Genomic DNA, 23,589 nt, shown 5'->3' on the forward strand with positions numbered 1-23,589 from the left:
TCAGATGGGCAGCGCGACGTAGAAGATGGTGCCGTGGCCGATCCGCGAGTGCACGCCAATCCGCCCACCATGCAGCTGGGCGATTTCCTTGCATAAGGCAAGCCCCAGTCCGGCTCCGCCACGCCGGCGACCGATTTGCACGAAGGGCTCGAAGATCCGCGCCTGCTGGCTGTAGGGAATGCCCTCGCCATTGTCTTCGACGCTGAGAATGATCCGCTCGCCATGATGGCGGGCAAGCAATCGCACCTCGCCGCCCTTGGGGGTATGGCGCAGCGCATTGCTCAACAGGTTGTCCAGCACCCGGTCGATCTGCTGACGGTCGAGCAGCATGCTCGGCAGCGGCGCCTGTACCTCCAGGGTGAGCGTGATGTCCTGTTCGGCGGCAGGCGTCAGGAAGCGCTGACGCGCGCCCTCCAGTAGCTCGGCGATGTCGCACTGGACCAGCTCGAGCTTCTGCTGGCCGCTCTGATAGCGCGAGAAGTTCAGCAGGTCGTTGATCAGCCGGACCAGCCGCTGCATTTCCTCGTGCACTGTGACCAGGAGGTCCGATTCGCGGCTGCCCTCGGGAAACTTCAAGCGTTCGCGCAGCAGGCTGAAGGCCATCTGCATGCCGGTGACCGGGGTTCGCAGCTCGTGAGAGGCGCGCAGGACGAACTCGTTGCGCACCCGCTCGAAGGTGCGCTGGTCGGTGACATCGTGCAGCACCATCACGGCGCCGCTGATGCTGCCGTCGTGATGGCTGACCGGGCTCATGCGCCAGGCGAGCAGGCGCCGCTCGCCATCGGCCTCGATGACCAGGTCCTGCGGGGGCGCGGCCAGCGGCTTGTCGTCCAGCACCTGGCGGGTCGCCTGGTCGAGTTCCGGTGCGTCGAGCGCCTCGCCGACACGCGCGCCGAGGTGCTCCTCCTCCCACGCCAGTTGGCGTTGCGCGACCGGGTTGGCGTGCTCCAGGCGGCCCTCGCGATCGATGATCAGCAGGCCGTCATCGATGCTGTCGAGCAGCGCCTGCAGGCGCTGCTGGCCGTTGACCAGGGCCTCCACGTTGGTTTGCTTGAATTCGTGCAGCGCCTGGGCCATGAGCCCGAAGCGCCGGCTCAGCGAGGACAGCTCGGCGATCGGCGAGCTCGGCAGGGCGATGTTGAAGTCGCCGCGGCCGATCTGGTCGGCGGCGGCGGACAGCCGCTCGATCGGCTCGCCGAAACGGCGCGCGAAACCGTGCGCGGTAATGAAGCCGATCAGCAGCACGGCTACGCCGGTCAGGCCCAGCACGCCGGCCAGTAGAATGGCGCGATCGCGGCTGTGCTGCTCCATTTCGCGGATGTGCTGATAGGCGCGGTTCTGCACCTCCAGCAGGCGCTCGCGCACGGCGGAGAAGGCATCGCCCAACGCCTGGTCGTCCGCGGTCGTCCAGTCGGCGCTGTGCGGCACCGTGAGCTGCTCGACGAAACGGGCGAACGCCGCGCTGATCTCGCGCAGGTCCCGCTCCTGCTCGGCGCTCGTGCTCTCGCCGAGGCGCTGCTCCAGCAGCGCCTCGAACTTGGCCTGCTCACGCTCCAGCAGCGCGACATCGGTCTCGGCATGCATCCGCCCGAGCAGCATGTTGCCCAGGGCATGGCGCATCTGCTGGTTGAGTTCGATGGCGGTGAAATTGTCGCCGATCAGGCGCTCCTGGCTCTTGGCCATCTGCATCACGCTGACCAGCGCCAGCATCAACCCGAGCAGGGCTACGGTCATCAGTGCCGAGAACCCGAGAAACAACCGGGTTCGAAGCTTCATGTGCAGTTTCATAGGCCGTACTGCTTGCGTTTTCGGTACAGCGTCGAGGCGTCGATGCCGAGGATGCGCGCTGCCTGCTCGAGGGTGCCGCTGGTGCTCAGCACGCCGGCGATATGGGCGCGCTCGAGCGCCTCGAGGCTCATCGGTTCGCCGATGCGCGGGGCATTGCTGCCCGCCTGTTCGCCGAGCCCGAGGTGGTGGACCTCGATAATCTGCTGCGGGCAGATGATGCTGGCGCGCTCGATGACGTTGCGCAGCTCGCGCACGTTGCCCGGCCAGCGATAGGTCTTCAGCGCGGCAATCGCCTCATCGGTGAAGCCGCGGGCCGGCCGCCCGTAGTTCTTGACGAAGGAGGCGAGGAAGCGCTCGGCCAGCGGCATCACGTCTTCGGGCCGCTCGCGCATCGGCGGCAGGTTGAGCGTGATGACGTTCAGGCGGTAGAGCAGGTCTTCGCGGAACTTGCCCTCGCGCACCATTTCCTCGAGGTTGAGGTTGGTCGCCGCGAGGATGCGCACGTCGGCGCGACGCGTCACCGGGTCGCCGACGCGCTCGTATTCCTTGTCCTGGATGAAGCGCAGCAGCTTGGGTTGCAGCGCCAGCGGGAAGTCACCGATTTCGTCGAGGAAGAGCGTGCCGCCGTCGGCCTGGTTGACCCGACCCAGGGTGCTTTCGGTCGCCCCGGTGAACGCGCCGCGGTTATGGCCGAACAGCTCGCTTTCCATCAGGTCCGCCGACAGCGAGGGGCAGTTGATGGTGACGAAGGCCTTCTTCGAACGCCGGCTCCAGGTGTGGATGGCGCGCGCCAGTTCGCCCTTGCCGGTGCCGGACTCGCCGAGGATGAGGATGTTGGCATCGGTATCGGCGACCTGCCGGGCGGTTTCCAGCACGGCCATCATGGCTGGACTGTGCGAGCCGAGCGCGTCGCTACGCTGCTGGACCTGCCCCTCGAGCGCCTCGAGACGGGCAGCCATCTGCCGCACTTCCAGTTGCTTGGCTGCCGACAGCCGCAGCTGCTCGGGGCTGCATGGCTTGAGCAGGTAGTCGGCCGCGCCGGCCTGCATGGCATCGACGGCGGTGTCCACGCCTGAGTGCGCGGTGACGATCACCACCCGCATCCAGGGTGCCAGCGTGCGCATGATCTGCAGTACGTCGAGACCGTTGTCTTCGCCCAGGCGCAGGTCGAGGAAGCAGACGTCGAACACCTGGCGCTGCAGGATGGCTTCGGCCTGTGCGGCGCTGGCGGCGGTCATCACGGTATAGCCGCGATCCTCCAGGCAATAGCGGAAGGTGCGCAGGATCGCCGCTTCGTCATCCACCAGAAGAATACGTCCGCCGGTTTCCGTGGTCTGCTCCATGAACGCTCCAGTCAGCAAGGCGATGAAAAGGGAAAAGAGAGGTGCCGCTGGCGTCTCGCCCGCCAGCGCGAGTGCTTAGTCTACGAAAAGTCTTGCAAGTTGCACGGTCCGAGCGTCGCAAGCGCTACGGCGTGTCATCTGGCGTCTCGATCCGGCGCGCCGCGGCGCGGAGCCATCGCCGGCTGGCGAGGTCGAACACTCAGCGGCACTTCGCGTGCCGAGACCAACGCGCATATTCGAGGAGGATCGCATGAACACCAACGTCCAGCAGCTCAACGAACTGATCGAGATCACCCGCGACGGCCAGCGTTTCTACCAGCACGCCATCGAGGAAGTAAAGGATGTCGAGCTGCAGCACCTGTTCCGCGACATGGCCCAGGCCAAGACCCAGATCATCCAGGCGCTGGCCGTCAAGGTAGCCGCCAACCATGCGCAACCCGCCGCGGGTGGCACCGCGCTCGGGCGGCTGCGTGAACTCTATGCCGACACCCGGGCGCATATCGGCGATCGTTCGAAGGCCTATGTCGAGCAGCTGCTGCATGCCGAGGAGCGCATCCTCGAGGCCTTCGAGAGCGCCTGCGACGGAGCCGAGCCGGACGTCCGCGCGCTGCTCGCGGTCGAGCTGCCGAAACTGCGCGCCTGCCACCAGCGCATGCTGCAGCTGAAGAACAGCTTTGGCTGAAGGCTTGCAAAATGCACGGGCCCCATAGGGGGCTCTTGCAATTTACGCTGGCGGGCTGATCGATGTGTATTTGCAACCTATTGAAAAATAAAGGAAAAATCTTCAAATAGCTTCTGGCACGGCTACTGCAATGTGTTCTGCAAACGCAATTGCACGTACCCCATGCTTAGAAGGAGTTGAGGATGAACCGCGAAGCCCGCTTTTCCCTAGCCAGCAAAGGTTTCCTCACCGCTGCCGTGGTTGTCCTGATCATGGGCGCCGAGCGTCCGCTTTCCCAGCCAGTTGGTCAGGAAGCGCCGCAGGCAGCGGAACGAATCGGCATGTACGACGCTCAACCAATCGAGATCACGCGAACCGGTCAAGCGCCGCAGTCGCTGGACTATCGCTCGCTGCGCTCGGAGCAGCGTTGGGTGTTCTGAGAGAAGGATGAAGCACGGCCAAGGACGATCGGCGAGCAGTTCGCAATCAGTTCCGTAGCAAGAGGAGTCACGCCATGCTGAGTTGGGCCATTACCTTCCTGATCATCGCCATCATCGCCGCGGTATTGGGCTTCGGTGGTATCGCCGGCACCGCAACGGGTATCGCCAAGATCCTGTTCGTGGTTTTCCTGGTGCTGTTCGTCGCTTCGCTGATCTTCGGACGGGGTCGCGGGCCGCGAGTCTGACCACGCGTATGAGCCGCCTTCGGGCGGCTCGGGCCAGGGAGCTGCAGCGGCATAGGATGCCAGTCTTTCCGAAGGATGCAGCCGCATCCTTCGACAGAGGAGCTTCCCCTGACCGGGTTGCTCACAGGGACAGATCCCGTACGGGATGAACCAGGGGGTCGGGTTGCTCTGCCTGGCGGAGCGATCTAGGGGTACAGGGGGTGCCTCCGGTAACGGACCAGGTTCGGCAGGCGCTGCCGCCGGAGCGGCTTGAACGACCGCTCCGGCGCGCAGCCAGTCCCTTTCTTCGCATCACCGTCATCATTCCTCCTTGCGGGCCGCTATCATCGCCGGCACTCGCAAAGGAGAACGTCATGCTCAACGGCCTCTGGCTGGGATTCTTCATCGTTGCCGCCTTGGCTGCGCTGGCACGCTGGCTGGTGGGCGGCGATCCCGGCGTCTTTGCCGCCCTCGTCGAAAGCCTGTTCGCCATGGCCAAGCTGGCCGTGGAAGTGATGATCCTGCTGTTCGGCACCCTGACGCTGTGGCTGGGGTTCCTGCGTATCGCCGAGAAGGCCGGCCTGGTCGAAGCCCTGGCGCGGCTGCTCGGCCCGCTGTTTCGTCGGCTGATGCCGGAGGTGCCGCCGGGCCATCCGGCGCTGGGCCTGATCACCCTCAACTTCGCCGCCAACGGCCTCGGCCTGGACAACGCCGCCACGCCGATCGGGCTCAAGGCCATGCGCGCCCTGCAGACGCTCAACCCGTCGGAAAGCACTGCGAGCAACGCCCAGATCCTGTTTCTGGTGCTCAACGCCTCTTCGCTGACCCTGCTGCCGGTGTCGATCTTCATGTACCGCGTACAGCAGGGCGCCGACGATCCCACCCTGGTGTTCCTGCCGATCCTGCTGGCGACCAGCGCCTCGACGCTGGCCGGCCTGCTGTCGGTGGCTGTAATGCAGCGCCTGCGCCTCTGGGACCCGGTGGTGCTGGGCTACCTGGTGCCCGGGGCGCTGTTGCTCGGCGGCTTCATGGCGCTGCTCGCCGGGCTCTCGGCGACCGTGTTGGCGTCGTTGTCCTCGCTGCTCGGCAACCTCACGCTGTTCGGCCTGATCGTCGTCTTCGTGATGGTCGGCGCGCTGCGCAAGGTGCCGGTCTACGAAAGCTTCGTCGAAGGTGCCAAGGAAGGCTTCGACGTGGCCAAGAGCCTGTTGCCCTATCTGGTGGCGATGCTGGTGGCGGTCGGTGCCCTGCGCGCCTCCGGTGCGCTGGAGTTCGGCCTGGACGGCATCCGCTGGCTGGTCGAGGCGTTCGGCTGGGACACCCGCTTCGTCGATGCCTTGCCCACCGCGCTGGTCAAGCCGTTCTCCGGTTCGGCGGCACGGGCGATGCTGATCGAAACCATGCAGAACCATGGCGTCGACAGCTTTCCCGCGTTGGTCGCCGCGACGCTGCAGGGCAGTACCGAGACGACCTTCTATGTGCTGGCGGTGTATTTCGGCGCCGTCGGCATCCAGCGGGCACGGCATGCGGTGGGCTGTGCGCTGCTGGCGGACCTCGCCGGGGTGATCGCGGCGATCGGGGTGTGCTACTGGTTCTTCGGTTGACGCTGGCTGCGGCTTGGTGTGCTCGTAGGGTGGATGGCCGAAGCCATCCACCGTGAGCTGCATCGTCCTGCCGTTCAACGAGCCGCCTGGTGGGCCGGGTCACTTTCTCTTCGAACGCGCAGAGCAACGTGCGCGGCTCTGCCGCTGGATGGCCTCGGCGATCAAACCCTATAGGAAGCCTTGTCCCTGCGGCTGCCACAAAAAAAGAACCCGCCTGACGGCGGGCTAAAGCGTGGCTCGTTGCCAGAGCCGAAACACCGGCTCGGCGAGAAACATCACCAGAAACAACCTGAGCACCTGCACCGCCGTCACCAGCGCCACCGATAGCTGCAACGCCTCGGCCGTCAGGCACAGCTCGGTGATGCCGCCGGGCATCATCCCCAGCATCAGTGAGGTTTCGTCCAGTGCCGTCAGCCAACCCAGCCCGGCTGCCAGCGCGGCGGCGACCAGCATCGCCGAGAGGGTGAACAGCAGCACCCGCAGCAGAAAGGCCGGCGCGCTGCGAAAGAAGGCCCGGTCGAAGTGACAGGCCAGCGACGAGCCGATCAGCCACTGGCCGACCTGGCCGAGCCCGTCCGGCAAGCCGATGTGCAGATCGAACCCGGCGCTGGCCAGCGCGCAGACGGTCAGCGGGCCGAGCATCCAGGGATTGGGCTGGCCGAGCCGGCGCCAGAGCAGGGCCAGCAGACCGCCGGCTGGTAGCAGCACGGCCAGCCAGAAGCCGTCGACCGGTAGCGGTGCCGGTGCCTGGATCGGCGGCAGGCTCCAGGTGAAGAGCGCGGGGATCAGCAGCACCACCAGCAGCATGCGCAGGCTGTGCGCGGCGGCCACGCGGCCGGGGTGGGCGGCGTGGCGGCTGGCCAGGTTGACCATCTCGCTGGCGCCGCCCGGCATGCTGGCGAAGTAGGCGGTGGCCCGATCGCAGCCGCCGCGCGAGAGGATGGCCATGCCGATCAGGCTCAACGCCAGGGTGCCGAGTGCGCCGGCGAGGATCACGCCGAAGTGCACCAGCACCTCGCGCATCACCTCGCCGGTGAAATGCAGGCCAATGGCGCTGGCGACGATCCACTGCCCGGCCTGACGGCCGCGCGGCATCTCACTCACCAGCCAGCCGCTGCAGCGCACCGCGATCACCGCCAGCAGCGAGCCGACCATCCACGGCAGTGGCCAGTTGGCCAGACTCGCCAGCCAGCCGCCGACCGCGCCGATCAGTGGCGTTGCCCACCAGGCCGGCAGCCGCTGGCGCATCTCAGGCCTGTGCCTCGACCACGTTGCCGCGACGGCGCTTGAGGTACCAGCGCAGCCCCGGCATGGCCAGCATCGCCACGGTCAGTGCCCACAGCGCCAGGGTGATCGGGCTGCCCCAGAGAATGCCCAGCTCACCGTTCGAGATCGACAATGCGCGGCGCAGGTTGTCTTCCATCATCTCGCCGAGCACGAAGCCGAGAATCAGCGACGACAGCGGGAAGTCCAGCTTGCGCAACAGGTAGCCGAACACGCCGAGGCCGACCATCAGCACCAGGTCGAAGGTGGTGCTGTGCACCGAATACACACCGACCATGCTGATCACGGTGATCGCTGGCACCAGCACCCAGTTCGGCACGGCGAGCATGCGCGAGAACAGGCCGACCAGCGGAATGTTCATCACCAGCAGGATCACGTTGCCGATGAACAGCGAAGCGATCAGGCCCCAGACCACGTCCGGCTGCTGTTCGAACAGCAGCGGGCCGGGGGTGATGTTGTAAAGCGTCAGCGCGCCGATCATCACCGCCGTGGTGCCCGAACCCGGTACGCCGAGGGTCAGCATGGGAATCAGCGAGCCACAGGCCGAAGCGTTGTTGGCCGCTTCCGGCGCCGCCAGACCGCGCAGGTCGCCATCGCCGAAGCGGCCCTTGTCGCCGGCCATGCGCTTCTCGCTCATGTAGGTCATGGCACTGGCGATGGTCGCCCCGGCGCCCGGCAGCGTGCCGATGACGAAGCCAGCCACGGCGCTGCGCACCATGGTGAAAAAGGTCAGGCAGAACTCCTTGAAGTTGAACAGCAGCCGGCCGCTGGCCTTCACCGCCTGCTGCCCACTGTGGGTTTTCTCCAGCATCAGGAGGATCTCGCTGACGCTGAAGAAGCCGATCACCACGATGACGAACTGGATGCCATCGGACAGGCTGACGCTGCCGAAGGTGAAGCGGTAGACGCCGGTGGTCGAGTCGACACCGACGGTGGCCAGGCCCAGCCCCATCAGCGCGGCCATCAGCGTCTTCACCGGCTTGTCACCGACCATGCCGCCAAGGCAGGCGATGGCGAAGATCATCAGCACGAAGTATTCCGCCGGGCCGAAGGCCACCGCCCACTTGGCCAGCAGCGGGGCGAACAGCACCACGCCGCAGGTGGCGATGATGCTGCCGATGAACGAGCTGACCGCGGAAAGCGAAAGGGCGATGCCGGCCTTGCCCTGGCGCGCCAGCGGGTAACCGTCGAGGGTGGTCATCACCGCGGCGGCATCACCCGGCACGTTGAGCAGGATCGCCGAGATGCGGCCGCCGTACTCGCAGCCCAGGTACACCGCGGCGAGCAGGATCAGCGCAGTCTCCGGCGGCAGGCCGAGGGCAAAGGCCAAGGGCAGCAAGAGCGCCACGCCGTTGATCGGGCCGAGCCCCGGCAAGAGGCCGACCACGGTGCCGACGAAGGCGCCGAACAGCGCCACCAGCAGGTTGGTCGGCCGGGTGGCGACGTCGAAGCCCTGCAGCAAGAAATTCAAAGTTTCCATATCAGCTCTCCAGCAGACGCAGCAGGCCGAGCGGCAGCGGCACGTCCAGCAGGTAATCGAACAGCCCGTAGAGCAGCACGCCAAGCAGCACGCCGCTGATCAGGCTGGGCCACAGGCGACCGTTGAACAGCAGGCCGAGGGCAAAACCGGCCAGGGCGGTGGCGATGACGAAGCCCAGGGTCTCGAACAGCAGTGCGTAGGCCAGCAGCGCGAGCACGCAGAGCACGGCGCGCATGGCCATGCCGCGGTCGAGCGGCGGGGTGGGCGCCTCGTCGTGTTTGAGCAGCAACCACAGGGCACCGCAGCCCATCAGTGCCAGCAGCAGCAGCGGGTAGGCGCGCGGGCCGACCGGGTCGTAGGCGAAGGGCGCCTCGAAGCCCCAGGCGAGCAGGGCGAGGCCGGCGCAGGCGAGCAGCCACGCCGCGGCGAAGACACGTACGTACATGACGGGATACCTCAGGGATTCGGCGACCCGGCAGCTGCCGGGCCCGCCGTGCGGCCCGCGAACGCGGGCCGGTTCGCGTTACTTGACCAGGCCGAACTCGCCGGCCAGCGCCTTGTAGTCCTGCACCTGCTTCTGGACGAAGGCTTCCAGCTCGTCGCCGGTCATCGACAGCGGGAACAGGTCGCGCTGTTCGCGCAGCTTGGCGAAGTCCTCGTCGGCGAGCAGGGTGTCGAACCGGGTCTTCCACCAGTTGAAGTCCTCGTCAGGCACTTCCGGCCCCATGTAGAAGCCGCGGATTACCGGCCAGCTGATGTCGTAGCCCTGTTCCTTGGCCGTGGGGATGTCGGCGAGCTTGCCCGGCAGACGCTCGTCGGAGAGCACGGCAAGGATGCGGATCTTGCCGGCGTCGAGCTGCGGGGTGACTTCGCCGAGGCCGCTGCTGGTGACCTGCACATGGCCGCCGAGCATGGCGGTGAGCGTTTCGCCGCCACCCTCGAAGGCGACGTAGCGCAGCTTCTTCGGATCGACCCCGGCAGCGCGGGCGATCAGCGCGGTCTGCATCCAGTCCTGGCCGCCGATGGTGGCGCCGGCGCCGAACACTACGCTGCCCGGGTCCTTCTTCACGGCGGCAATCAGCTCGTCGAGGTTCTTGTAAGGCGCGTCGGCTCGCACCGAGATGGCGCCGTAGTCAGTGCCGACCGCCGCCAGCCAGCGCACGGCGTTCTCGTCGTAACGACCGAACTTGCCCTGCGCGAGGTTGAGCAGCGAACCGCTGGAGAAGGCGGTGATGGTGCCAGGTTCGTCCGCGCGCTGGGCGACCACTGCGTTGTAGGCCACCGCACCGACGCCGCCGGGCATGTAGGTGACGCGCATCGGCGCTTCGAGCAGGCCGCTGTCCTTCAGGCCGCTCTGGGCCAGCTTGCAGGTCAGGTCGAAACCGCCGCCGGGCTTGGCCGGGGCGATGCACTCGGGGCGCTTGGGTTCGGCCAAGAGCTGGCTGGAGAGCAGCAGGCAGGACGACAGCAGGGCAAAACGGCTGAGTCGGGTTTTCATCGAAAGGTCCTCTTCTTGTTCTGTTTACCAGATCGGCAGGCTGTAGCTGACGATCAGACGGTTCTCGTCGGCGTCGCGGGCGAAGTCGGAGCGGAACATCGCGTTGCGCCAGCGCAGCGCGACGTTCTTCAGCGGGCCGCTCTGCACCACGTACTTGAACTCGAAGTCGCGTTCCCACTCGCTGCCGTTGTTGCCGCCTGAGTACTCGGCGTTGTCACCGGAGATATAGCGAGTCAGGAAGGTCAGCCCGGGGATGCCGACAGCGGCGAAGTTGTAGTCGTAACGGGCCTGCCAGGAGCGCTCGTCGGCATTGGCGAAGTCGTTGATCTGCACGAAATTGACCAGGAACGGATCACCGCCGTCGATGTAGGCGTAGCCGGTGTCGCCGCGCATCTGCTGGTAGCCGACGCTGACCTTGTGCCCGCCGAGGCTGTAACCGAGCATGCCGTTCCAGGCCTGGTTATCGATCTTGCCGGCATTCGCCGCGCCGGTGTCGTCGCTGAGCATCACGCGCAGGTCGGCGCTCAACGCCGAATCCTCACCCAGCGGCTTGACTGCCAGCAGGCCGAAGAAGTGCTGGCGGTAGATGTCATCCAGCTCGCCATAGTAGTAGCGCCCGGTGAGGTTCTTGTTGAAGGCGTACTCGGCGCCGGCGTAGCTCAGGTGATCGGCCTCGGCGGCGCTGGCGAAACGGCTGTTCTTGTTGTTCAGCTGCAGGTCCTGGGAATTGGTCGAGGAGCGGTCGATCACCTTGTCCAGGCGCCCACCGGTCAGGATCAGGCCGTCGATATCGGTGGAGGTGACGGTGGCACCTTCGAACACCTGCGGCAGGGTGCGGCTGTCGCTGGCCTTGACCACCGGCGTCTCGGGAATGTGCGAGCCGTAGCGCAGCTCGGTCTCGCCGATCCTGGCCTTGGCGGTCAGGCCCAGGCGGCTGAACTCGTCCGGCGTGCCGCCGTCGTCCTGTACCGGCAAGAGGTCGGTGCCGGCGCGGCCGCCACCGGAATCCAGCTTGACGCCGAGCATGCCCAGGGCATCGAGGCCGACGCCGACGGTGCCTTCGGTAAAGCCCGACTGAACGTCGAGGATGAAACCCTGGGTCCACTCCTCGCGCTTGGACTGGCCGCTGCCTTCGCGGAAATCGCGGTTCAGGTAGATGTTGTGGGTCTGCAGGGTCGCGCTGCTGTCTTCGATGAATGCGGCCTGGGCAAGAGGCGCCAGCGAGGCGGCGGCAACGGCAAGGGCGAGGCGGGCAGGGACGGGGGAACGTCTGACGGCTGTCAGCATCGATTTTCTCCACTGTTGTTTTTGTTGTAGCGGCGCAGGCGCCGCGCGGGGTGGGTCGAGCCACCTGCGAGCGATCCTAGGCGGCCAAGCTTTCGCCAGCCTTTCAGCGCGCCGTCGGGTGATTTCTGCCGCTACACTGGCGCTCCGTTGGCAATCGCAGAGGGCAGGCAGATGCGCATTCTCTTGGTCGAGGACCACCCGCCGCTGGCCGAAAGCGTGGCCCAGGCCCTGCGCGCCGCCGGCTGGACCGTGGACCTGCTCGACGACGGCGTTGCCGCCGACCTGGCGCTGGCCAGCGAGGACTATGCGCTGGCGATTCTCGACGTCGGCCTGCCGCGGCTCGACGGCTTTCAGGTGCTGGCGCGCCTGCGCGAGCGCGGCAAGACGCTGCCGGTACTGATGCTCACCGCGCGCGGCGAGGTCAGCGACCGCGTGCACGGGCTCAACCTCGGTGCCGACGATTACCTGGCCAAGCCGTTCGAACTGTCCGAGCTGGAAGCGCGGGTCAAGGCGCTGCTGCGCCGCAGCGTCGGCGGCGGCGAACGCCAGCAGCGCTGCGGCGCACTGGTCTACGACCTGGATGCGCGGCGCTTCAGCCTGGCCGACGAGCCACTGACGCTGACCTCCCGCGAGCAGGGCGTGCTGGAAGCGCTGATCGCCCGCCCCGGTCGGGTGATGAGCAAGGACCAACTGGCCGCCCAGGTATTCGGCCTCGACGAGGAGGCCAGCGCCGACGCCATCGAGATCTACATCCATCGCCTGCGCAAGAAACTCGAGGGCCAGCCGGTGCGCATCGTCACCTTCCGCGGGCTGGGCTATATGCTCGAGGCGCTCGATGGCTGAGCGCGGGGCGGCCGGCAGTCTGCGTGCACGGCTGCTGCTGCGGCTGGCGATCCTGCTCACGCCGCTGCTGCTGTACGGGGCCTGGAGTGCCTACTGGAACGGCCGCGCCGCCGCCGATACCGCCTACGACCGCACCCTGCTGGCCTCGGCCCGGGCGATCGCCGAGGGGCTGGTGACCAGCGACGGCAGGCTGCGCGCCAACGTGCCCTACGTGGCGCTGGACACCTTCGCCTACGACAGTGCCGGACGCATCTATTACCAGGTGCTGGACACCGAGGGGCGCCTGGTCAGCGGCTACGAACAGTTGCCCGCGCCGGGTGCCGAGGTCCGTCGCACCGACGACTACCCGGCGCTGGCGCGCTTCTACGACGGCGAGTTCCTGGGCCAGGGCGTGCGCCTGGTGAGCTTGCTGCAGCCGGTCAGCGAACCCGAGCTCAACGGCATCGCCGAGATTCGCGTGGCCGAGACGCTCGGCGCGCGCGAGCGCATGGCGCGCAGCCTGTTGAGCGACACGCTGTGGCGCCTGGGCCTGCTGGCGCTTGCCGCGCTGATGCTGGTCTGGCTGGCGGTCAGCGCGGCGTTGCGCCCGTTGGCCCGGCTCAGCGAGGCCGTGCAGGACCGCGCCCCGGACGACTTGCGGCCGTTGCCGCTGGTCGATGTGCAGCGCGAGCTGAAGCCGCTGGTCGGCGCGCTCAACGGCTTCACCGAGCGCCTGCGCGGGCAGTTCGAGCGCCAGGCGCGCTTCATCGCCGATGCCTCCCACGAGCTGCGCACGCCACTGGCGGCGCTCAAGGCGCGCATCGAACTGGGCCTGCGCGAGCCGCAGCCCGAGGTCTGGCGCAACACGCTGGAGGAAGCCGGGCAGAGCACCGACAAGGTCATCCACCTGGCCAACCAGCTGCTTTCGCTGGCGCGTATCGAAAGCGGTGCGCAGTCGATCGCCGAGGGCGGCGCGCAGCGCCTGGACCTGTCGCAGCTGGCCCGCGAGCTGGGCCTGGCGATGGCCGCGCTGGCGCATCAGCGCGGGGTGGCCTTGGCGCTCGAAGCCGAACAGCCGGTATGGGTAGTCGGCGAGCCGACCCTGCTCAGCGAATTGCTCGGCAATCTGGTGCACAACGCCCTGGCCCACACGCCCGCCGGTGGCAACGTGATCCTGCGGGTGCGCGAGGGCGGGCTACTGGAAGTCGAGGACGACGGCCCGGGTATTCCGCCGGCCGAGCGCAGCCGGGTATTCGCGCGTTTCTACCGCCGCGACAGCGCCGGCCACGGCGCCGGCCTCGGGCTGGCCATCGTCGGCGAGATCGTCCGTGCCCACCGGGCCGGCATCGAGCTCGGCGAGGGCGCGCTCGGCGGTCTGCTGGTTCAGGTGCGTTTTCCCGGCAACGAGCGTTGAGGCCGCGTGCTCAGCCGCGCCGGCGGCCCCAGAACTGCTGTACCAGCTCCTGCATGCCTTCGGCCAGCCGCGCCACGCCCGAAGCGCTTTCCTGGCTCTGCAGGCCGCCGGTCACGTGGTCGTCCGAGCCGACCCGGATGCTCACGATGTTGCGATTGATCTCCTCGCTCACGGCACTTTGCTGATCCACCGCCGCGGCGATCTGGCTGCTCATCTCGCTGATCTCGTTGACCCGGCTGTTGATGCCGTTGAGCGAGCGCTCGGCCTCGCCGGCATGTGCGACGCTGCGCTGTGCCTCTTCGCGGCTGTGCTGCATCACCTGCACGGCCTGGCGGGTGCCGTCCTGCAGGGTGGCGATGGTGCGCTGGATCTCCGCAGTCGCCGACGAGGTCCGCAGGGCCAGGCTGCGCACCTCGTCGGCGACCACGGCGAAGCCGCGGCCCTGGTCACCGGCGCGCGCCGCTTCGATGGCGGCGTTGAGCGCAAGCAGGTTGGTCTGCTCGGCAATGCTGTGAATGACCTCGAGGACCCGGCTGATCTCCTGGCTGTGCGTTTCCAGCTGGTGGATCACTTCGGCGGCCCGCTGGATCTCCTCGGCCAGGCGCAGAATGCTGCTGCCGGTCAGGCTGACGATCTGCTCGCCGCTGGCTGCCTCGCCATGCGCATGGGTAGCCGCCTCTGCGGTGCGCAGGGCATTCGCCGCGACCTCCTGGATGCTCGCGGCCATCTGGTTGATCGCCGTGGCGACCTGGTCGGTCTCGCTCTGCTGGCGCGAGGCGCTTTGCGAGCTGCTCTGTACCGCGCTCAACAACTCGCGCGAGTGCCGGCTGAGCTGTCGGCTCGAGTCGGCGATGCGTCCGACCACGGCGCCGGCTTCGGCTTCGAGCATGCTGATGGCAAAGCCGATTTCGCCGATCTCATCGGCGCGCCCGGTATAGATCAGCTGGCTGACCGGGTTGTGGCCGATCTCGCGGGCCCGCTCGGCCAGCTGCGCCAGGGGCCTGAGGGCCACCATGCCCAGCGTCGCAGCCATGCCGCCGGCCAGCACCACGCCAACGGCCAGGGCGAGTGCCGGCGCGCCAGCCAGCAGCAGGCCGACGCCGGCCCCCAGCGTGGCGCCACCGCCGGCGAGCAGAGCGGACCGGCCGCGCAAGCCGAGCCGACGCGCCCGCAGCGCCGCCGGCAGGCCGCCGCCATGCAGCTTGGCGTAAAGTGCCTCGGCATTGCGGATCTGCTCCGGTTGCGCCCGGGTGCGGACCGATTGGTATTCGATGGTCTCGCCGTTGCGGCTGACTGGCGTGGCGAAGGCGCTGACCCAGTAGTGGTCGCCGTTCTTGCAGCGGTTCTTGACGATGCCCATCCAGGATTTGCCGCTGCGCAGCGTGGCCCAGAGATCGGCGAAGGCCGGTTCCGGCATGTCCGGATGGCGCACGATGTTGTGCGGCTGGCCAAGCAGCTCGGCTTCGCTGAAACCGGAGATTGCGACGAAATCGGCGTTGGCGTAGGTGATCGTACCCTTGAGGTCGGTGGTGGAAAGGATGTTGGCGGTTTCGCCGACGGCGACTTCGCGGCCGCTGACGGGATGGTTGGTGCGCATAGACAGAACGTCCCTGGTAAATGGTCTGAATACGCGAGGCAATGGGCGCGCATCAGCCGGCGCGCCTCGTTGTTATGGTCGATCGTGGTGTGGCGGTCAGTCTTTATCCTTGACGGGTTCGTCGGTCTCCAGCCGCTCGAGCAGCTCGATCAGGCGCCGGCGCAGCTGCCCCAGCTCACGTGACTTGAATGAGCGGCGTGTGCGCTCGAGCACCTGGACGGTCTCTTCCAACGCGGTGCGCAAGGTTTCTTCGGTCAACATGCGTCTTCTTCTGGCTACCCGGTCAGGATGCATGGCGATTGTGACGCTGCAGGTACGGCCAGGCCTGAAAACAAAAAAGGCGCCAGTCGTGGGTGCTCCAGAGGAGCAACACGAATGGCGCCTTAGCTTTCAGGTCCGGGTTGCCCTGAGCGGTAAAGCCGTTCTCGCTGTACACGAGACTGATGGCATTTTGCCTTTACCTTGATGCGCTAACAAGTCTGCCTCCCGATGCCGTGTCCGATTCATGGGCCGCGGTATGCCTCAGCGGCTGGCCGGGCCGCGGCGCTGCGTCCAGAACTGCTGGACCAGCATCTCCATGCTGTCGGCCAGCTGCGCGACGCCGTTGGCGCTCTGTCGGCTGCGCAGGCCGTTTTCCACGTGATGATCCGAGCTGCTGCGGATGCTCGCGACGTTCTGGTTGATGTCTTCGCTTGCCGCGCTCTGCTCCTCCACGGCCGCCGCAATTTGCATGCTCATCGCGCTGATCTCGTTGACCCGCAGGTTGATGTCGCGCAGGGAGCTGGCGGCCTGCTCGGCCTGCTGCACGCTCTGCACGGCCTGCTCGCGGCTGTGCTGCATGACCTGCACGGCCTGGCGTGCACCGTCCTGCAGCGCGGCGATCATCGCGTTGATCTCCTGGGTGGACTGTTGGGTGCGCGACGCCAGGCTGCGCACCTCGTCGGCGACCACGGCGAAGCCGCGGCCCTGCTCGCCGGCGCGTGCCGCCTCGATGGCCGCGTTGAGCGCCAGCAGGTTGGTCTGCTCGGCGACACCGCGGATCACGTCGAGCACCTTGGTGATGTCGTTGCTGTGCGCCTCCAGCTGGTGGATCACCTCGCCGGCCTGCTGGATGTCCCGGGCCAGCTGGCCGATGCTCGCGCCGGCGCGGTTGACCACCTCGGTGCCGCTGCCGGCTTCGCTATCGGCGCGGCTGGCTGCCTCGGCGGTGCGCTGCGCACTGGCGGCCACCTCCTGCACGCTGGCCGCCATCTGGTTGATCGCCGTGGCGACCTGATCGGTTTCGCTTTGCTGGCGCGAGGCGCTCCGGGTGCTGCTGTCCATGGCGGCCAGCAGTTCATGCGCGTGCCGGTTCAACTGGCGTGAGGCATCACCGATACGGCCGACCATCGCGCCGGCTTCGGTTTCCAGCATCTGCATGGCGAAGCCAATCTCGCCGAACTCGTCGCGTCGCCCGGTATAGACCAGTTGGCCGACCGGGTTGTCGCCGAGACGGCGCGCCTGCTCGGCCAGTTGCCGCAGGGGCGCCAGGGCCGCGTAGGTCAGGCCGCCGCTGGCCAGCGCGGCGCCTGGCGACACGCCGGCGATGGCGCCACCGATACCGGCGCAGGCCGCGGCAGCGACACCGGCAAGCGCTGCCACCCGGCTGCGGACGCTCAGCGGCCGACGACGCAACGCCGCGGGCGGCCGCTTGTCGCGCAGGCGTGCATAGAGCTGCTCTGCCGCGGCGACCTGCTCCGGCCGCGGTTTGGTGCGTACCGATTGATATTCGACGACTCGGCCGTCCCGGCTGATCGGCGTGACGAAGGCACTGACCCAATAGTGATCGCCGTTCTTGCAGCGATTCTTGACCATGCCCATCCAGGAGCGGCCGGCACGCACGCAGGACCACAGATCGGCGAAGGCCTCGGGCGGCATGTCCGGGTGGCGAACCACGTTGTGATGCTGGCCGAGCAACTCCTGCTCGTCGAAACCGCTGATCCGGATGAAGTCCGGGTTCACATAGGTGATGTCGCCGTTGAGGTCGGTGGTGGAGAGGATGTTGGCGCTATCGCTGTAACTGACCTCGCGGCCAGTGACGGGCAGGTTCATACGCATGATGGATTCTCGCGAGCTAGCCGAAGTTGTTGTTCTGTACCGCTACGCACGTCTGGCTGCGATGCGCTATGGCGCGTCGCCCTTGCCGTGATCAACTCCAGTGAGAATCCCTGTCTCGGACGGTCCTGCAGGCCCGAGGCGCACCGCCACGGAAAAACTACCCAGAAAAAAAAGCGCCAACGTCGATCATCCGGGGACAGTCTCCGTTGGCGCGCATGTATCGCGAGGCTTTCCGGGCTTCCTCACCACGGAAAGAATGTGACGCTGATCTCATATTGATATCAGCGAATCCGCGATCACAAGCGTACTTAGGGAGTACCTCCTTGGAGGTATTTGCCTGCTTGGCACAGCAAACTTGTACAGAAATATACATATGTACAACTGCATGTACAATAAATCTGTCTTGCAGGCCGCAACCCTGAACGCGATGGCCGGTCTATTTCTGGCATGCGAGCGCCTTTGCCGGTTTCGGCTGTTGCCAGCTCGGTCGCCTGCTAGACTCCCTATTCCGCGCAGACTCACGAGGGATGCCGGATCAACCGAAAACAACCAGAAAAGGAGTGCATCCATGAAAGGCAAATCCTTGGCATGGATCTTCACCGCTGCATTGGCGGGTGCCGGTCTGAGCAACCTGGCTCAGGCCCAGGAGCGATTCGTCACCATCGGCACCGGCGGTCAGACCGGCGTCTACTATGTGGCTGGCCAGTCGATCTGTCGTTTCGTCAACCGCAACGCCGAGAACATCAAGTGCAACGCCCCGGCCAGCGGCGGTGGCGTGGCCAACGTCAACGGTCTGCGTAGCGGCGAGTTCAACTTCGGCATCATGCAGTCCGACCACCAATACAAGGCGATGAAGGGCCTGGCACCGTTCGAGAAGGAAGGCGCCATGGATGACATTCGCGCGGTCTTCTCGCTGCAGAGCGAGGTCTTCACCGTACTCGCGCGCCGCGACGCCAACATCAAGGGCCTCGACGATCTGAAGGGCAAGCGCGTCAACATCGGCAACCCCGGTTCCGGCCAGCGCGACACCCTCGAAGAAATCATGCAGGTCAAGGGTTGGGACAAGTCGGCCTTCGCCCTGGCCGCCGAGCTCAAGCCGGCCGAGCAGGCCAGCGCCCTGAGCGACAACAACATCGACGCCATGACCTACTTCGTCGGTCATCCGAACGGCGCGATCCAGGAAGCGACCACCACCGTCGATGCGGTACTGGTACCGATCACCGGTCCGGAAATCGACAAGCTGCTCAAGGAAAAGACCTACTACACCAAGGCCGAGATTCCCGGCGGCCTGTACAAGGGCAATGACTCGCCAACGCAGTCCATCGGCGGCAAGGCCGTGCTGTCGACGACCTCCAAGGTCGATGCCGACGTCGTCTACCAGCTGGTCAAGTCGGTGTTCGAGAACATTGAGCGCTTCCAGCGTCTGCACCCGGCATTCAAGGACCTCAAGCCCGAGGACATGATCAAGGTCGGCCTGACCGCGCCGCTGCACGAAGGCGCCGAGCGCTACTACAAGGAGCGTGGCTGGCTGTAAGGCGGCCGGCGGGCCGTGGCTGCGGTCCGTCTGCGTCTCATGCCTCACCCGAAACCCGTGTGCCGAGTCGGCCACGGGTTTCTTGGGTTAACGATTCCTGAAAAACAGGCCCCATTTGATGCAAGACAAACATCTTTCCACCGAGGAACTGATCGCTCAGGACGTCGGTGCCCGTTTGCCGGAAGGCTTCATGGCCAAGGCCATCGCCGGGTTGGCCCTGGCCTGGTCGCTGTTCCAGCTGTGGATCGCCTCGCCGCTGCCGTTCATCTTCCGCATCGGCGTGCTCAACGATACCGAGACGCGCTCGATCCACCTGGCCTTCGCCCTGCTGCTGGCCTTTCTCGCCTATCCGGCCTTCAAGCGTTCGCCGCGTGATCGCGTGCCCTTGCTGGATGTGGCGCTCGGCCTGGTAGCGGCGGCCAGTGCCGCCTACCTGTTCATCTTCTACGAGCAACTGGCGCAGCGCCCCGGCAACCTGACGACCGCCGACCTGGTCACGGCCTGTATCGGCATTCCGCTGCTGCTCGAGGCGACCCGCCGGGCGCTCGGCCCGCCGTTGGCGATCATCGCGCTGGTGTTCATCGTCTACAGCCTGGCCGGCCCCTGGATGCCGGGGCTGCTGGCGCATCGCGGGGTGAGCTTCACGGCGATGGCCAACCACCAGTGGATCACCACCGAGGGCGTGTTCGGCATCGCCCTGGGCGTGTCCACCAGCTTCGTGTTTCTCTTCGTGCTGTTCGGTGCGCTGCTCGAGCGCGCCGGTGCCGGCCACTACTTCATCCAGCTGGCGTTCAGCCTGCTCGGCCACATGCGCGGCGGCCCGGCCAAGGCCGCGGTGGTCGCATCGGGCATGACCGGCCTGATCTCCGGTTCGTCGATCGCCAACGTGGTGACCACCGGGACCTTCACCATTCCGATGATGAAGAAGGTCGGCTTCTCCAAGGAAAAGGCCGGGGCGGTGGAGGTCGCGTCTTCGGTCAACGGCCAGATCATGCCGCCGGTGATGGGCGCGGCGGCGTTCCTCATGGTCGAGTACATCGGCATGCCCTATGTGGAGATCATCAAGCATGCCTTCCTGCCGGCGGCGATCTCCTACATCGCGCTGCTCTATATCGTGCACCTGGAAGCGCTGAAGCAGGACATGCAGCCGATCGGCACGCACCAGCCCAAACCCTGGCTGCGCCGGCTGACCGGCTTCGCCTTCGGTGCGGCGCTGATCAGCGGCCTCTCGCTGGCGGTCTACTACGGCCTTGGCTGGCTCAAACCGGCGCTTGGCGACTTTGCCCTGCCGGGCATCGGCGCGTTGCTGGCGCTGGTCTATCTGGGCTTGCTCAAGGTGGCGGCGAGCAACCCGCCGCTGCCTGGCGAAGACCCGGACAAACCGCTGGAAGAACTGCCCAACACCCGTGCCGTGCTGCTCTCGGGCCTGCACTTCGTGCTGCCGGTGGTGGTGCTGGTCTGGTGCCTGATGATCGAGCGGCTGTCGCCCGGACTCTCGGCCTTCTGGGGCACCGTGATGCTGGTGATCATCCTGCTCACCCAGCGCCCGCTGCTGTCCTGGATGCGTGGCGACGGCGGGGCGACCCACGGCACCGCCATGGACGGGCTGATCGACCTGCGCGAGGGCATGATCGCCGGTGCGCGCAACATGATCGGTATCGGCATCGCCACCGCGGCGGCCGGGATCATCGTCGGCGCGGTGTCGCAGACCGGCGTCGGCCTGGTGCTGGCCGATCTGGTCGAGCTGCTGTCGATGGGCAACCTGCTGCTGATGCTGCTGCTCATCGCGGTCTTCAGCCTGATCCTCGGCATGGGGCTGCCGACCACGGCGAACTACATCGTGGTCTCCAGCCTGCTGGCGCCGGTGGTGGTTTCGCTCGGGCAGCAGAACGGCCTGATCGTGCCGCTGATCGCGGTGCATCTGTTCGTCTTCTACTTCGGCATCATGGCCGACGTGACGCCGCCGGTCGGGCTGGCCTCGTTCGCTGCCGCGGCGGTGTCCAAGGGCGACCCGATCAAGACCGGGGTCACGGCGTTCTATTACAGCCTGCGCACCGCGGCGTTGCCGTTCCTGTTCATCTTCAACACCGACCTGCTGCTGATCGACGTCGACTTCTGGCACGGCGTGCTGATCTTCATCGTCGCCACCGGTGCCATGCTGATCTTCGCCGCGGGCACCCAGGGCTACTTCCTGGTGCGCAGCCGCTGGTACGAGAGCGTGCTGCTGCTGCTGGTGGCCTTCACCCTGTTCCGTCCGGGATTCTGGATGGATCTGGTGCACGACCCCTATCGCGACATCCCGCCGAGCGAGCTGGTCCAGGCACTCGACCGGGTGGACCCGGACAGCCAGCTGCGTCTGCGCATCCGCGGTGAGGATGCGGTGGGCGACCCGCTGGAGTTCAGCCTGCTGCTGGCCATTCCCGATGGCGAAAGCGGCGCGCAGAAGCTCGAGAAGCTCGGCCTGATGACCTACGAACAAGACGGCAAGGTGCTGATCGACAGCGTCACCTTCGGCAGCCCGGCGGCCGAGGCGGGGCTGGAGTTTGATCAGGAGATCCTGCGCGTACGCGCGCCGACGGAGCGTCTGCCCAAGGAGTGGATGTGGATCCCCGGCCTGTTGCTGTTCGGTCTGGTGATCTGGCTGCAGCGTCGCCGCCGGCCGCGCTGAGCGGCTGCCCGAGGCTAGACGAACCCGGCCATGCCCTGCGCATGGCCGGGTTTTTCATGCCCGGCCGATTACGGTTGGACGCCGGTCAAACCGGGCGCCCCGGCAGATGGCGCTCGGCGGGCAGCAGCGTCGCCGCCGGCTCGCTCGGCAGGCGCTCACGCGTTGCCGCCTTGCCTTCCAGCGCGGCATAGGCGGGGCTGCAGAACAGCGAATTGAGCCGCTTCATGTCGGCGATGAGTTCGAGGTGGGCGGCGCTGGTCTCGATGCTTTCCAGCACCTGCTGATGCAGGCGGTGAACGTGGGCGTGGGCCAGCTCGCGTTCACGCTGGCGAAAGTCGCGCTTCTGCCGCAGCAGGCGGCGCGCACTGTGCGGGTCGCCGGAGAGAAACACCGAAAGCCCCAGGCTCAGGTTGGCGCTGAGCAGCGCGTGCAGCTGGCCGAGTTCTTCCAGGCCGCTCTCGGAAAAGCTCATGCGGCGCGTCTTTTTCAATGTCTGCACCTTGCCGAGCATGTGCTCGATGATGTCGCCGGCGTGCTCGAGGTTGATCGCCAGTTCGATGATCTCCGCCCAACGCCGGCTCTCCTGGTCGGCCAGATCCTCGCGCGGCATGCGCGCCAGGTAGAGCTTGACCCCGCTGTACAGCGCATCGACGTCGTCATCCAGCCGGCGGATCTCCTCGGCGGCCTGCGGGTGCTCGCTCTGCAGTACTTCCAGCAGGCGGGCGAGCATGCTTTCCACCAGGTCGCCGATGCGCAGCGTTTCCCGCACCGCATTGGCCAACGCCAGGCTTGGCGTCTCCAGTGCGGCGGGGTCGAGGTGCCGGGGCTGGGCGATGCCCTGTTCGATGCGGCGGTCCGGCAGCAGCTGCTCGCACAGGTGGGCCATCGGTCGCACCGTGGGCAACAGCACCAGGCAGCGCAGCGTGTTGTAGAACAGGTGAAAGGCGATCACCTGGGTCTGCAGGCTGAAGCCGAGGGTCGCCATCCAGCCCACCAGGGGATCGAGAAACGGCACCACCGCCAGCCCGGCCAGCTTGTACAGCAGGTTGCCGAGCGCCACGCGGCGGGCCTGCGGAGGCTGCAGGCTGGCATTCAGCCAAGCCAGCACGCCGCTGCCGACGTTGGCGCCGATTACCACACCGAGCGCTACCGGCATGCCGATCAGCCCGGCGCCAGCAAGCGTGGCGGTAAGCAGTACGGCGGCCAGGCTGGAATAGGACAGCAACGCGAACAGCGCGCCAACCACCACGGCCAGCAGGGTGTCGCCGGCCAGTTCAGCAAACAGCACCTGCATGCCGCGTGCCTCGGTGATCGGTTCGGCGGCGGCGACGATCAGTTGCAGGGCCAGAATGATCAGGCCCAGCCCGATCATCACCCTGCCGAGCTGGCCGACGCGGCTCTGCTTGCGCGACAGGAACAGGCTGACACCGACGAGCGTCAGCACCGGCGAGAGCCAGGAAAGATCCAGGGTCAGCACGCGTGCCATCAATGCCGTGCCGACGTCGGCGCCGAGCATGATCGCCAGTGCGGTGGGCAGCGCCATCAGGCCCTGGGCGACGAAGGAAAAGGTCAGCAGCGCAGTGGCGTTGCTGCTCTGTACCAGGGCGGTGACGCCGATGCCGGCGCCGAACGCCAGTGGCGTGTGGGCCATGCTGTGGCTGAGCAGGCGCCGCAGGTGCGAGCCGTACACCCGCATGATCCCGGTCCGCACGATGTGCGTCCCCCAGACCAGCAGGGCGATCGACGATAGCAGGTGCAGCAGCGTGAGCATGGGCGTACAGGGTCTCGGTCAGTGGTCGGCCGCGCGAGCGGAGCGATACGTTCGCTCCGCGGCGGCTCTAAGGGTTG

Annotated in this window: 19 protein-coding genes; 8 read left to right on the top strand and 11 right to left on the bottom strand. The window is 66.7% G+C overall.

What is annotated here, in order from left to right; genetic code table 11:
• Positions 1–1,788, bottom strand: a complete 1,788-nt coding sequence (locus tag AC0KXH_RS01525) for an ATP-binding protein (protein ID WP_165562257.1) — start codon at positions 1,786–1,788, stop codon at positions 1–3.
• On the bottom strand, positions 1,785–3,131 hold the full coding sequence (gene algB, locus AC0KXH_RS01530; RefSeq protein ID WP_165562256.1) for a sigma-54-dependent response regulator transcription factor AlgB: 1,347 nt from the start codon (positions 3,129–3,131) through the stop codon (positions 1,785–1,787). The genes AC0KXH_RS01525 and algB overlap by 4 nt, the downstream gene beginning before the upstream one ends.
• Before the next feature lie 250 nt (positions 3,132–3,381).
• On the opposite strand from algB, the gene AC0KXH_RS01535 reads away from it, so the two are divergent.
• The 4 genes from AC0KXH_RS01535 to AC0KXH_RS01550 all read left to right on the top strand — a co-directional run bounded on the left by AC0KXH_RS01535 (position 3,382) and on the right by AC0KXH_RS01550 (position 6,060).
• The gene (locus AC0KXH_RS01535; RefSeq protein WP_061339658.1) at positions 3,382–3,813 is read left to right on the top strand and encodes a ferritin-like domain-containing protein; all 432 of its coding nucleotides are present in this window, start codon (positions 3,382–3,384) and stop codon (positions 3,811–3,813) included.
• A 182-nt stretch (positions 3,814–3,995) separates the two neighbouring features.
• Positions 3,996–4,232, top strand: coding sequence for a hypothetical protein (locus tag AC0KXH_RS01540; RefSeq protein WP_041108696.1), 237 nt, complete (start codon positions 3,996–3,998; stop codon positions 4,230–4,232).
• A gap of 74 nt (positions 4,233–4,306) precedes the next feature.
• Positions 4,307–4,477, top strand: a complete 171-nt coding sequence (locus AC0KXH_RS01545; RefSeq protein ID WP_003282841.1) for a DUF1328 domain-containing protein — start codon at positions 4,307–4,309, stop codon at positions 4,475–4,477.
• 353 nt (positions 4,478–4,830) lie between these two features.
• Positions 4,831–6,060 carry a nucleoside recognition domain-containing protein gene (locus tag AC0KXH_RS01550; RefSeq protein WP_488224032.1) on the top strand — a complete coding sequence of 410 codons (1,230 nt, stop codon included), beginning with the start codon at positions 4,831–4,833 and terminating at the stop codon, positions 6,058–6,060.
• A gap of 225 nt (positions 6,061–6,285) precedes the next feature.
• Here the strand turns inward: AC0KXH_RS01550 and AC0KXH_RS01555 are convergent, their stop codons facing one another.
• The 5 genes from AC0KXH_RS01555 to AC0KXH_RS01575 all read right to left on the bottom strand — a co-directional run bounded on the left by AC0KXH_RS01555 (position 6,286) and on the right by AC0KXH_RS01575 (position 11,609).
• Complete coding sequence (locus AC0KXH_RS01555) at positions 6,286–7,308, bottom strand: AbrB family transcriptional regulator (RefSeq protein ID WP_488224033.1); 1,023 nt, start codon at positions 7,306–7,308, stop codon at positions 6,286–6,288.
• Position 7,309: 1 nt separating this feature from the next.
• Positions 7,310–8,824 carry a tripartite tricarboxylate transporter permease gene (locus AC0KXH_RS01560; RefSeq protein ID WP_278467057.1) on the bottom strand — a complete coding sequence of 505 codons (1,515 nt, stop codon included), beginning with the start codon at positions 8,822–8,824 and terminating at the stop codon, positions 7,310–7,312.
• A 1-nt stretch (position 8,825) separates the two neighbouring features.
• Positions 8,826–9,269 (bottom strand): tripartite tricarboxylate transporter TctB family protein, encoded by a 444-nt coding sequence (locus tag AC0KXH_RS01565; RefSeq protein ID WP_061338029.1) that lies wholly within the window; start codon positions 9,267–9,269, stop codon positions 8,826–8,828.
• A 78-nt stretch (positions 9,270–9,347) separates the two neighbouring features.
• A complete protein-coding gene (locus AC0KXH_RS01570; protein WP_061338028.1) occupies positions 9,348–10,322 on the bottom strand; it encodes a tripartite tricarboxylate transporter substrate binding protein in 975 nt (324 codons plus the stop codon).
• A gap of 24 nt (positions 10,323–10,346) precedes the next feature.
• Positions 10,347–11,609, bottom strand: coding sequence for an OprD family porin (locus AC0KXH_RS01575; protein WP_488224034.1), 1,263 nt, complete (start codon positions 11,607–11,609; stop codon positions 10,347–10,349).
• 171 nt (positions 11,610–11,780) lie between these two features.
• Between AC0KXH_RS01575 and AC0KXH_RS01580 the strand changes: the two genes are divergently transcribed.
• Complete coding sequence (locus tag AC0KXH_RS01580; RefSeq protein ID WP_043217952.1) at positions 11,781–12,452, top strand: response regulator; 672 nt, start codon at positions 11,781–11,783, stop codon at positions 12,450–12,452.
• Positions 12,445–13,845 (top strand): sensor histidine kinase, encoded by a 1,401-nt coding sequence (locus tag AC0KXH_RS01585; protein ID WP_488224035.1) that lies wholly within the window; start codon positions 12,445–12,447, stop codon positions 13,843–13,845. Before AC0KXH_RS01580 ends, AC0KXH_RS01585 begins: the two co-directional genes overlap by 8 nt.
• Before the next feature lie 10 nt (positions 13,846–13,855).
• Here the strand turns inward: AC0KXH_RS01585 and AC0KXH_RS01590 are convergent, their stop codons facing one another.
• The 3 genes from AC0KXH_RS01590 to AC0KXH_RS01600 all read right to left on the bottom strand — a co-directional run bounded on the left by AC0KXH_RS01590 (position 13,856) and on the right by AC0KXH_RS01600 (position 17,539).
• Positions 13,856–15,442 (bottom strand): methyl-accepting chemotaxis protein, encoded by a 1,587-nt coding sequence (locus tag AC0KXH_RS01590; protein ID WP_488224036.1) that lies wholly within the window; start codon positions 15,440–15,442, stop codon positions 13,856–13,858.
• Positions 15,443–15,538: 96 nt separating this feature from the next.
• Complete coding sequence (locus tag AC0KXH_RS01595) at positions 15,539–15,703, bottom strand: hypothetical protein (RefSeq protein WP_165562248.1); 165 nt, start codon at positions 15,701–15,703, stop codon at positions 15,539–15,541.
• A 261-nt stretch (positions 15,704–15,964) separates the two neighbouring features.
• Positions 15,965–17,539: a methyl-accepting chemotaxis protein gene (locus AC0KXH_RS01600; RefSeq protein ID WP_488224037.1), complete on the bottom strand. Its 1,575-nt coding sequence runs from the start codon at positions 17,537–17,539 to the stop codon at positions 15,965–15,967.
• A 568-nt stretch (positions 17,540–18,107) separates the two neighbouring features.
• On the opposite strand from AC0KXH_RS01600, the gene AC0KXH_RS01605 reads away from it, so the two are divergent.
• Both AC0KXH_RS01605 and AC0KXH_RS01610 read left to right on the top strand, forming a co-directional pair.
• Positions 18,108–19,073 carry a TAXI family TRAP transporter solute-binding subunit gene (locus AC0KXH_RS01605; RefSeq protein ID WP_041108682.1) on the top strand — a complete coding sequence of 322 codons (966 nt, stop codon included), beginning with the start codon at positions 18,108–18,110 and terminating at the stop codon, positions 19,071–19,073.
• Positions 19,074–19,191: 118 nt separating this feature from the next.
• Complete coding sequence (locus tag AC0KXH_RS01610) at positions 19,192–21,741, top strand: TRAP transporter permease (RefSeq protein ID WP_061338022.1); 2,550 nt, start codon at positions 19,192–19,194, stop codon at positions 21,739–21,741.
• 85 nt (positions 21,742–21,826) lie between these two features.
• Here AC0KXH_RS01610 and AC0KXH_RS01615 read toward each other — a convergent pair whose 3' ends face one another.
• Positions 21,827–23,512: a Na/Pi cotransporter family protein gene (locus AC0KXH_RS01615; protein WP_041108686.1), complete on the bottom strand. Its 1,686-nt coding sequence runs from the start codon at positions 23,510–23,512 to the stop codon at positions 21,827–21,829.
• Positions 23,513–23,589 lie beyond the last annotated feature (77 nt).

The organism is Stutzerimonas sp. CXK-1 (assembly GCF_057738225.1).